The organism is Streptomyces sp. NPDC053427 (assembly GCF_044544985.1).
Classification (GTDB): domain Bacteria; phylum Actinomycetota; class Actinomycetes; order Streptomycetales; family Streptomycetaceae; genus Streptomyces.
In genome coordinates this window covers 1-10,061 of the sequence record NZ_JBITYA010000029.1, presented here as the reverse complement: position 1 = coordinate 10,061, position 10,061 = coordinate 1, and the positions used below count along the sequence as shown (strand labels likewise).

The 10,061-nt window shown below is 71.2% G+C and carries 7 protein-coding genes; 3 read left to right on the top strand and 4 right to left on the bottom strand.

The window, feature by feature from the left end; genetic code table 11:
- Positions 1–2,772 (top strand): type I polyketide synthase (locus ACIGWZ_RS39310; RefSeq protein WP_400072846.1); only part of this gene is annotated, 2,772 nt, incomplete at its 5' end.
- 110 nt (positions 2,773–2,882) lie between these two features.
- On the opposite strand, the gene ACIGWZ_RS39305 is transcribed toward ACIGWZ_RS39310, so the two are convergent.
- The 4 genes from ACIGWZ_RS39305 to ACIGWZ_RS39290 form a co-directional block, all read right to left on the bottom strand.
- Positions 2,883–4,094 carry a nucleotide disphospho-sugar-binding domain-containing protein gene (locus ACIGWZ_RS39305; protein ID WP_400072845.1) on the bottom strand — a complete coding sequence of 404 codons (1,212 nt, stop codon included), beginning with the start codon at positions 4,092–4,094 and terminating at the stop codon, positions 2,883–2,885.
- 103 nt (positions 4,095–4,197) lie between these two features.
- On the bottom strand, positions 4,198–5,196 hold the full coding sequence (locus ACIGWZ_RS39300) for an aldo/keto reductase (protein ID WP_400072843.1): 999 nt from the start codon (positions 5,194–5,196) through the stop codon (positions 4,198–4,200).
- Positions 5,193–5,933, bottom strand: a complete 741-nt coding sequence (locus ACIGWZ_RS39295; protein ID WP_400072841.1) for an NAD-dependent epimerase/dehydratase family protein — start codon at positions 5,931–5,933, stop codon at positions 5,193–5,195. Before ACIGWZ_RS39295 ends, ACIGWZ_RS39300 begins: the two co-directional genes overlap by 4 nt.
- Positions 5,934–6,003: 70 nt before the next feature.
- Positions 6,004–7,389 (bottom strand): NDP-hexose 2,3-dehydratase family protein, encoded by a 1,386-nt coding sequence (locus ACIGWZ_RS39290; RefSeq protein WP_400072838.1) that lies wholly within the window; start codon positions 7,387–7,389, stop codon positions 6,004–6,006.
- Between the two features lie 267 nt (positions 7,390–7,656).
- Here ACIGWZ_RS39290 and ACIGWZ_RS39285 point away from each other — a divergent pair, with 267 nt between their 5' ends.
- Both ACIGWZ_RS39285 and ACIGWZ_RS39280 read left to right on the top strand, forming a co-directional pair.
- Complete coding sequence (locus tag ACIGWZ_RS39285; protein WP_400072836.1) at positions 7,657–8,094, top strand: hypothetical protein; 438 nt, start codon at positions 7,657–7,659, stop codon at positions 8,092–8,094.
- 172 nt (positions 8,095–8,266) lie between these two features.
- Positions 8,267–10,061: type I polyketide synthase (locus ACIGWZ_RS39280; RefSeq protein WP_400072834.1), on the top strand; the 1,795-nt coding region annotated here is incomplete at its 3' end.

Below are 10,061 nucleotides of genomic sequence, written 5' to 3'. Positions count from 1 at the left end.
GCCGGAACCGTCATCCTCCCCGGCACCGCACACCTCGACCTCGCCCTCCACGCCGCCCACCACACCCACCACACCCACATCGAAGAACTCACCCTGGAGACGCCTCTCGTCATGCCGGAACGCGGCAGCGTGCGACTCCAGGTGACCGTCGGAACCACCGACGACTCCGGACGCCGGTCGCTCACCATCCACAGCCGTCCCACCGGTACGGACACGGGTGACGAGCGCTGGACCCGGCACGCCTCCGGCGTTCTGGCCCGCACCGAGGCGAAGGCGGTCGCCGGGGCTCCGGCAGGCGCCTGGCCGCCGGCCGAGGCGGTGTCCGTGCCGCTCGACGGGTTCTACGAGCGGGCGGCCGAGCGCGGCTACCACTACGGCCCGGTCTTCCAGGGTCTGACCGCCGCCTGGCAGCACGAAGGTCGGGTGTACGCGGAGGTGACCCTGCCCGAGGGCGTGGACGCCTCCGGGCACCACGTCCATCCCGCCGTGTTCGACGCGGCGTTGCACGCGCTGATCGCCACCACCGCGCAGGAGGGCGTGAGTTCCGGAGACGTTCGGCTGCCGTTCTCGTGGACCGGCGTGACCCTGCACTCCACCGGGGCCGTTCCCGCCGCGCTGCGCGCCGTGGTGACGCCGACCGCCGACGGCACGGTGTCGGTCGAGCTCGGCGACACGTCGGGCGGACCGGTGGCCAGTGTGGCGGCGTTGGTCGTCCGTCCGGTCGATGTGGCCAAGCTGGCGGCGACCGACGCGGCCGGCGACTCCTTGTACCGCGTCGGATGGTCGGAGCTGAGTGCCGAGCCCCTCCCCACTTCGACGGAGAAGTGGGCGGTCGTCGACGACGGCTCGCTGCCGGCGTCCGCCGATCTCGTCGGGCCCGCGTACCCGGACCTGGAGGCCCTTCGGGAGGCCGTGGTCTCGGGGGCCCGGCCGGTGCCGGAGGTGATCGCGGTCCTCGTCGGGGGCAGGGAGCCCGGCGCGGACGCCACCGATCCGGCGGGCGCGGCACAGGCCGTGACGCTCCGGACGGTGGACCTGCTCCAGCGGTTCCTGGGTGACGAAGGGTTCGCCGACGCGCGGCTCGCGCTGCTGACCAGCGGGGCGGTGGCGTGCGTGGCTTCGGACGGCGATGCCGACCGGGAGTCCGCGGACGGTTCCGGCGGTCTCACCGACCTGGCCGCGGCCGCGGTGTGGGGTCTGGTCCGCTCGGCCCAGTCCGAGCACCCCGGCCGGATCGTCGTCGCCGATCTCGACGACCGCGACGCGTCGCGGCAGGCGCTGCCGGCCGTGCTCGAAGCGGCCGTCAGGGCGGACGAGCCGCAGCTCGCCGTGCGGGACGGGGTGGCGTACGTCCCCCGGCTGATGCGCTCCGCGGTGTCCGAGGCCGAGGAGGCCGCCCCGGTGCTGGATCCGGAGGGGACCGTGCTCATCACCGGCGGTACCGGCACGCTGGGTGCCCTCACCGCCCGGCACTTCGTCGCGGCGTACGGTGTGCGGCATCTGCTGCTGGCGAGCAGGAGCGGTGCCGAGGCGGCGGGCGCCCTGGAGCTGGAGGCCGAGCTCGCGGCGCACGGCGCGCAGGTCACCTTCGCGCCGTGTGACACGGGGGACCCGGAAGCGCTGGCCGAGTTGGTCGCGTCGGTGCCGGCCGGGCATCCGCTGACCGCCGTCGTCCACACCGCGGGCGTCGTCGACGACGCGGTGATCACGTCGCTGACGCCCGAGAAGGTGGCCGCGGTGCTGCGGCCCAAGGCGGACGCGGCGTGGCACCTGCACGAACTCACCAAGGATCTCGGCCTCGCCGCGTTCGTCCTGTACTCCTCGGCGGCGGGCGCCCTCGGCAGTCCCGGTCAGGGCGGGTACGCCGCGGCCAACGCGTTCCTCGACGCCCTCGCCGTCCACCGCCGGGCCCACGGCCTTCCCGCCACGTCGCTCGCGTGGGGTTACTGGGCCCGCAGCAGCGGTCTGACCGGTCACCTCACCGAGACCGACCTGGCCCGGATGAACCGCACGGGTGTCATGCCGCTGCCCACGGACCAGGGGCTGGCGCTGCTCGACGCGGCGCTGGCCGGCGGGCGTCCGGCGGTCGTGCCCATCCGGCTCAGCCACCCGGCGTTGCGCGGGCACGCGGCGGCGGGCACGTTGCCCGCGCTGCTGACCGGTCTGGTCCCGGCGGGGAGCGGTTCCGTGGCCCGTCGTGGCGACGCGGACGGGTTGCGGTCCCGCCTCGCCGGCCTGGCGGAGGCGGAGCAGCACGATCTGCTGCTCGATCTGGTGCGTGGTGAGATCGCCACGGTGCTGGGCCATGCGGGGCCGCGGGCGGTGGATCCGCAGCGGGCGTTCCAGGATCTCGGGTTCGATTCGCTGACGGCCGTGGAGCTGCGCAACCGGCTCACCGCGGCGACGGGGCTGCGGCTGCCCGCCACGCTCGTCTTCGACCACCCCACGCCCGTCGCGCTGGGCCGACTGCTGCACCAGGAGCTGTGCGCGGACGCCGGGACCGGCGGCGGTGCCGGGGACGGGCTGAGCGACGCGGCTCTGCGGGAGGTGCTCGCGTCGGTCCCGTTGCAGGCGCTCAGGCAGAACGGGCTGGTGGAGGTGTTGCTGCGGCTGACGCGTCAGCAGGGTGACGAGGACGCCGCGCGGCCCGCCGCGGAGGACCGGGAGAACGAGATCCGGTCCGCGAACGCCGAGGACCTCATCCGGATGGTGCTCTCCCGGAGCGGTGGCGACGGGGACGCGACGGACGAGGCGCCGGGCAGCTCCTCGTAGTACGGAGGCGGTGACGCCGATGGCGCCGGCCCGAGAGGGTCGGCGCCATCGGCGTTCCGTGGTGGGCTGCGGCCGGGCCGGCGGGGTGCCGGTCGCGGGGCCGTGCTCCGTTACACGAGCTTCTCCAGGCAGGGCACGATCTCGGCGGGGGTGGGCTGGGCCCGCATCTCGTCCCGGAGGCGTTCCGCCGCGGCGCGCGGGCCGGGGTCGTCGAGGAGGGTGGCCGCGGCGGCCTTGATGTCGGCGGGCCGGGCTTGTTCCGGGTCCAGGAAGAGGCCGGCGCCGGTCTTGGCGAGCAGGGTCGCGTTGAGCCTCAGGTCACCGGCGAGGGGGATGATCGCCTGGGGTACGCCGCAGGCCGCGGCGGTGAGCGTGGTGCCCCCGCCGCCCTGGTGGATGATGGCGTCGCACGCGGGCAGGAGGACGTGGAGGGGGACTCCGAAGGCGATGCGTACGTTGTCGGGGACGTCGCCCAGGAGTTCGGCGTCGGCCTCGGTGGTGGCCACGACGACCTCGGCGTCCGTTCCGGCGAGGCCCTCGAGGATGCGCGGGACGAGGAAGCCGTCGGGGCCGACCCGGCGGGAGGCCACCGTGCCCCAGGTGACGCAGATCCGGCGGCGGTCCCCGGGCTCCTTCCACAGCCAGTCCGGCACGGTGCCCGGGCCGTTGTAGGGCACGTAGCGGAACGGGACGCGGTGGGGCATGCCGGGCAGTTGGAGGGGTTCGGGCCAGGGGTCGACGGTGCAGGTGGCGTACTCGGTGCGCTGTTCGGCCCCGAAGCGCCGGAAGAGCCGGGTCAGGGCGTCGGGCCATTGGTCGACGGGCATGCCGACGCCGGGGAAGCCGAGCTGGTGGCGTACGTAGTCCGGTCCCCACATGTAGTGGACGAGCGGGATTCCGGTGATCTCGGCGGCGAGCGGCGCGGCGAGCGTCAGCGGATCGGCGACGATGAGGTCCGCGCCCCAGGTGTGGATGAACAGGAGGAGCTCGTCGATCATCGCCTCGGCGATCCTGGTCTGGCAGTCGCGCATCCTGTTGTAGACGCCCTTCCGCTCGTCGGGCGGCAGCGCGGCGATGAGTTCGGCCGTCAGCGGGCGGCCGTAGGTCTCGACGTCGCGCCGCAGCTGTGCGGCCAGGTCCTCCTCGTGGTCGTATCCGGCGCCCATGGGGACGGGTACGTGTCCGGACTTCTGCACGACCTCGATGAGCGGCGGCTGGACGGCGACGCGTACGTCGTGCCCGGCGGCCCGGCATGCCTGGACGAGCGGTGCCACGGGGAGGTAGTGGCTCGGTGAGGTGTGCGGGGCGAACAACACACGCATGGGTGTCTCTCCACTTCAGTGACGGGTGGGTGGGGTGCGGACGGGAACAGGAATCGCCGATACCCGTGGGGGCACCGGCGATTCGGCGAGCGGAGCGCTGCCGTCAGGTGATCCAGGCGTCGGGCGCGGCACCGCCGTTGCCGATCGGCGGGAACAGCGAGTCGAGCACGGCGAGGTCCCCTTGCGACAGCTCGACGTCGAAGGCGCCCATGGCCGCGTCCAGTTGGCCGACGGTGCGCGGGCCGATCACCGGGGCGGTCACCCCGGGCCGGGAAAGGAGCCAGGCGAGGCCCACGAGGGCGGGGTCCCGGCCCAGCTCGCCGCAGAACTTCTCGTACGCCTGGAGGGCTTCGCGGTGCCGGTCGAGGGTCTCGGCGGCGCGGCCCTGCGCGGACTTCACTGCGGTGCCGGCGCGCAGCTTGTTCAGTACGCCGGCGAGCAGTCCGCCGTGCAGGGGCGACCAGGGCAGCACGGCGACCCCGTAGGCCTGGGCCGCGGGGATCACCTCGAGTTCGGGGTGGCGGGTGACGAGGTTGTAGACGCACTGCTCGGAGACGATGCCGAGGAAGCCGCGGCGTGCGGCGGTCTGTTGGGCGGTGGCGAGGTGCCAGCCGGCGAAGTTGGACGAGCCGACGTATCGGACCTTCCCCTGGGTGGTCAGGGTCTCGAACGCCTGCCAGATCTCGTCCCAGTGGGCGTTCTCGTCCATGCGGTGCATCTGGTAGAGGTCGATGTGATCGGTGCGCAGCCGGCGCAGCGACGCCTCGCAGGCGGCGATGATGTGGTGGGCGGAAAGGCCCTCGTCGTTGGGGCCGTCGCCGACCGGGTTGCCGACCTTGGTGGCCAGCACCACGGAGTCGCGGCGTCCGTTGCCGCCCGCGAACCATCGGCCGATGGTCTCCTCGGTGTAGCCCTTGTGCACGCGCCAGCCATACATGTCCGCGGTGTCGAAGAGGTTGATGCCGTGTTCCAGGGCGCGGTCCATGATGGCGTGGCCCTCCGCCTCGTCGACCCGGCCGCCGAAGTTCACGGTGCCGAGGCAGAACCGTCCGATCTTCAGGGCCGTGCGGCCGAGCCGGGTGTGGAAGGGGGGTGCTGTCATGGGTTCTCCAGGTAGCGGTCGATGACGGTGCGGTAGTAGTCGGGGCCGAATCCCATGCGGTCGATGGCCGGTACGAGACGGCGCAGTTTGTCCATCGAGAGGGCACAGGAGCTCTTCGCGCCGTCCGTGTAGCTGCGTTCGGCGGTGGTACCCAGCCGCTCCTCCAGATGGTCGACGATCCGCTCGACGGCCGTGCTGACTCCGGTGCCGACGTTGACGATCTGGTCCTCCACCCCCCGGCACAGCAGTTCTCCGGTGATCCGCGTGAACTCGGCCGCGCCGAGGATGTCCCTGCGGGCGCTGCGGTAGACGGTGACGCGTCCCGTTCTCAGCTGCCGGGTGAGGGCGGGTACGAGCTGGTGCCCGCGTTGTCCCGGGCCCACGACGTGGGCGAGCCGGAGGATGAGGTGGCGGACCCCGGAGTCGCGTACGGCGGCCTCCATCTCCAGTTTGTGCCGACCGAAGACGGAGATCGGGGTCACCGGTTCGTCCTCCATACCCCGGCACTCCACGTCGCCGTACATGCCGGCCGACGCGGTGGAGAAGAGTATGAGCTGTTGTCCGTCACGCCGACAGCGCCGGATCGTACGGTCGACCAGTTCCGCCTCCCGCCGGTATTCCGTGTACGCGCGGTCGTCCGAACCGGAGACTCCGGCCGCGATGACGACGGCGTCCGGGCGGACCGTGCGGACCGGTCGCAAGTGGTGGGCGAGAAAGCCGTCCCCGATCACTTCCATCGGCGGAGACTCCTGTTCTTCGGAGGGTTCACAACGGATGGGCGGGGCCGCCGGCGGCCGGGGCAGGGGTTCACCGGAGGCTGTGAAGGCAGGCGAGGAGGCTGCGCGCCTCGATGTTGACGTAGTGCTTGTGCCGGAGCAGGTCCGTGAGCTGGTGCACGGCCATCCAGCGGTGATCGTCCGGCACTTCGACGGGGAAGTCCTCGTCGGCTTCGACGATCAGGTAGCGGGTCCTGGCGTGGTAGAACCGACCGCCTTCCTCGGAGAGGGTGGTGTCGAACCGCACGCGTTGCGCGCCGGCGCGGGCCACGTCCTCGTAGAACGGTTCGTGCGCGCCCCCGTCGGTCTCCGGCACGCACTGTACGGTCGGGCCCATCTCCACGGTGTCCAGCACGCCGGGCTCCGGCCGGGCCCGCACCAGCAGGTGCAGCACTCCGTCGACCGGTTTGGTGAGGAACGCGGCCAGCGCCGTCGTGGTGGGCGCCAGCAGCGGCTGCGTCCACTGACGCACTTCGCGGTTGTCGGCCTTGACGCGGACACCGATGATCCGGAACCTGCGGCGTTCGTCGTCCTCGATCGCCTCGCGCGAGCGGGACCAGCCCTTGACGTCGGAGAGCGGGATCAGCTCGGTGCGCCAGCCGCAGCGCGTGCGCATGTCGGTGAACCAGCTGAGGATCTCGCCGCGGGTGTGCAGCCGCGCCCCGGCCGTGGCGTCGTACGAGCGGGCCAGGGCGTCCGCGTACGGGTCGTCACCGTGGTCGCCGCGGGGCGGACCGGTGTATGCGGAGCAGGCGAGTACGGTGCGGGTGTCCATGTTGACGAGGTGGGGTTCCGTGAGGAGCCCATGGAGTTGGTGCGACGACACCCAGCGGAAGTCCTCGTGGAGCGGCACCTCGTCGGTCACCCGGACGACCATGTTGCGGTTGCGCTTGTGCCAGAACCAGGATCCTTGCTCGGACTGGAGCACGTCCACCAGTGCCTCACCGCGCCGGCCGCCCCGGAAATACTCCAGGTAGCGGGTGCCGGCCCCGCCGTGGACCCGTGTGAAGTTGCTGCGGGTCGCCTGGACGGTGGGCGAGAGCTGGAGCCCGTTGAGATTGCCCGGCTCGACCTTCGCCTGTACGAGGTAGTGCGGCACGCCGTCGAATTCCTTGACGAGCATGCCGAGGATTCCGATTTCGGGCTGGTTGATGACGGGCTGGGACCAGGAACCTCGGTCCTCCGTCCGGATCCGCATTCCCTGGACGGTGAAGAAGGCGCCGCTTTCATGGACCAGGTTTTCGGTGCCCTCCTCGAATTTCCAGCCCTCCAGTTCCTCGAACGGAACCGTTTCGACGGAACTTCGGACGACTCGATGCCGTTCCTCCCACCATTCGTGGAAGTCGGTCCCCGCATACGACGCGGCCGCCGTGGCCGGCCCGTCGGATCGCGCGGCATCCGCGTCGGCGCGCCACACGCCCCCGTGACCTTGGGTTCTCGCATCGGACACGCCGGTCCCTCTCGTAGGACGGTGCAAGGACGCCCAGGGCATCAGCAGTCCCTAAAGATGCGACAAAGCAGAGCCAACGCATGTACCTGGCAACTGAATCGGCGGCCATGTGGTGCGCGCGATGAATGACGCGCCTGCCCGGCCGATGGGTGCCAAGGCGCACGTTAGGGCGGCTTAAGCGGCGCTGACAAACATGGCAGGCCTGTATGCATGACCGCACTCGAAAGGGATGTCATGACCGAGAAGCCGAAGGACGATGAACTCATCGCGATGATCGACATCAAGGAGGTGGTCACCACCAAGCTGACCCGCGACCTGCGCGAGGGGCTGGGGGTGTGCGTCGAGTTCAACAATGAGCTCTTCGACGAAAAGGGCAACAAGATCGGCACCTCGGTCGGCATCGGCGTCCTGTCCGCCAACGGCGAGAAGAACGAGAACGGCGAGGACCGGTTCCAGCTCTTCAGCGCCACGGATCACCTCGAGGACGGCACCATCCTCTGGACCGGCGCCTGCCCGCACGACCCGACGCAGATCACCAAGGAGCACTCGGTGCAGGCCGTCGGCACCAGCGGGCGCTACCTCGGGAAGACCGGCACCCGGCACTTCCAGGTCTACGACCGGCCGGACGGCCAGACCACCATTCTGAAGTCCTCGTTCTTCCTGCGGGGTTAACGCATCCCGCGGACGTTTCGCGGACGTTTGAACAACGGGACCCCCCGGCGCCCGCGCGTTGACCGCGCCGGCGCCGGGGAGGTCCCGTCTTCGGAATTGTCGACAGCTGGTCCCGGACGTCCGGACGTGATCCCGGCACGCCGGGCGGTACCGAGTCCACACGGAGCTCAGAATGGTTGCATCGCCCGAGGAACGAGCCATTGAGGCACTACGTGCGTCGCTGCTTGAGAACGAGGGGCTGCGGCAGGAGAACCGGCGCCTGCTGCAAGCAGCTCACGAGCCGATCGCGATCGTCTCCATGGCCTGTCGCTATCCAGGCGGCGTCCACACCCCGGAGGGATTGTGGAACCTCGTCGCCGGTGGTGCGGACGCCATCGCGGCCTTCCCCGACGACCGTGGCTGGGACCTGGCGAACCTCGTCGATCCCGAACCGGGCCACGTCGGCAAGAGCCGTTCCGACCAGGGGGGATTCCTGGAGGACGCGGCCGGATTCGACCCGGGGTTCTTCGGCATCTCCCCGCGCGAGGCCACCGCCATGGACCCGCAGCAGCGGTGGCTGCTGGAGGGCAGCTGGGAACTGCTGGAACGGGCCGGCATCCTCCCGGCCGCGCTACGCGGCAGTGACACCGGCGTGTTCGCGGGCATCATGTCCAGCGACTACGGGACACGGGTACCGCAGGACCCGAAGGACCAGGACGGCCTCACCGGCAACGCGAGCGCGCCCAGCATCGCGTCGGGACGGGTCGCGTACACGCTGGGCCTGGAGGGCCCGGCGGTCACCGTCGACACGGCGTGTTCGTCCTCCCTGGTGGCCATGCACCTGGCCGCGCAGGCGCTGCGCAGCGGCGAGTGCTCCCTCGCCATCGCCGGCGGCACGACGGTCCTGGCGACGCCGACCGTGTTCGTGGAGTTCACCCGGCAACAGGGACTGGCGCCGGACGGGCGCAGCAAGTCCTTCGCGGCCGCGGCGGACGGTGCGGGGTTCTCCGAGGGCCTGGGGCTGGTGCTGCTGGAACGGCTGTCGGACGCCGAGCGCAACGGCCATGAGGTGCTCGCTGTCATCCGGGGTTCGGCAGTCAACCAGGACGGCGCCAGCAACGGTCTGACCGCGCCGAACGGGCCGTCGCAGCAACGGGTGATCCGGGCGGCGCTGGCGAACGCCCGGCTGACGAGCGCCGACGTCGACGCGGTGGAAGCGCACGGAACGGGGACGACGCTCGGCGACCCGATCGAGGCCCAGGCGCTCCTGGCTACCTACGGCCAGGACCGGCCGGACGAACGGCCGTTGTGGCTGGGGTCGGTGAAGTCCAACATCGGGCACACGCAGGCCGCGGCCGGTGTCGCCGGTGTCATCAAGATGGTCATGGCCATGCGCCACGGACTGCTTCCCGAGACCCTGCACGTCGATGCGCCTTCCCCCCACGTGGACTGGGAAGCGGGGGCGGTCAGCCTGCTCACCGAGCCGACGCCATGGCCGGAGACCGAGAGGCCGCGCCGGGCGGGTGTGTCGTCCTTCGGCATTTCCGGGACGAACGCTCACCTCATTCTTGAGGCGCCTCCCGCTTCGGTGCTTGCGGCCGATCCGGTGGCCGAGGATTCCGTCGAGCCGGACACCAACCCGGTGTTCGCGTGGCCGGTCTCAGCAAGAACGGACGAGGCACTCACGGCCCAGGCGGCGCGGCTGCTGGAACACGTCACCGAACGCCCCGAACTCGACCCCGCGGAAGTCGGACACGCCCTGGCCACCACCCGCACCCACCACGACCACCGCGCCGTGGTCATCGGCACCGGACACGATGAACTCACCGAAGCACTGAAGGCGTTGGCCCGAGACGAGGAACACCCCGCCCTCATACGCGCCACCACCACATCCCACGGCGGCAAAACAGCATTCGTCTACTCCGGACAAGGCTCCCAACGCCCCGGCATGGGACACGGCCTCTACCACGCCTTCCCCCTCTTCGCCG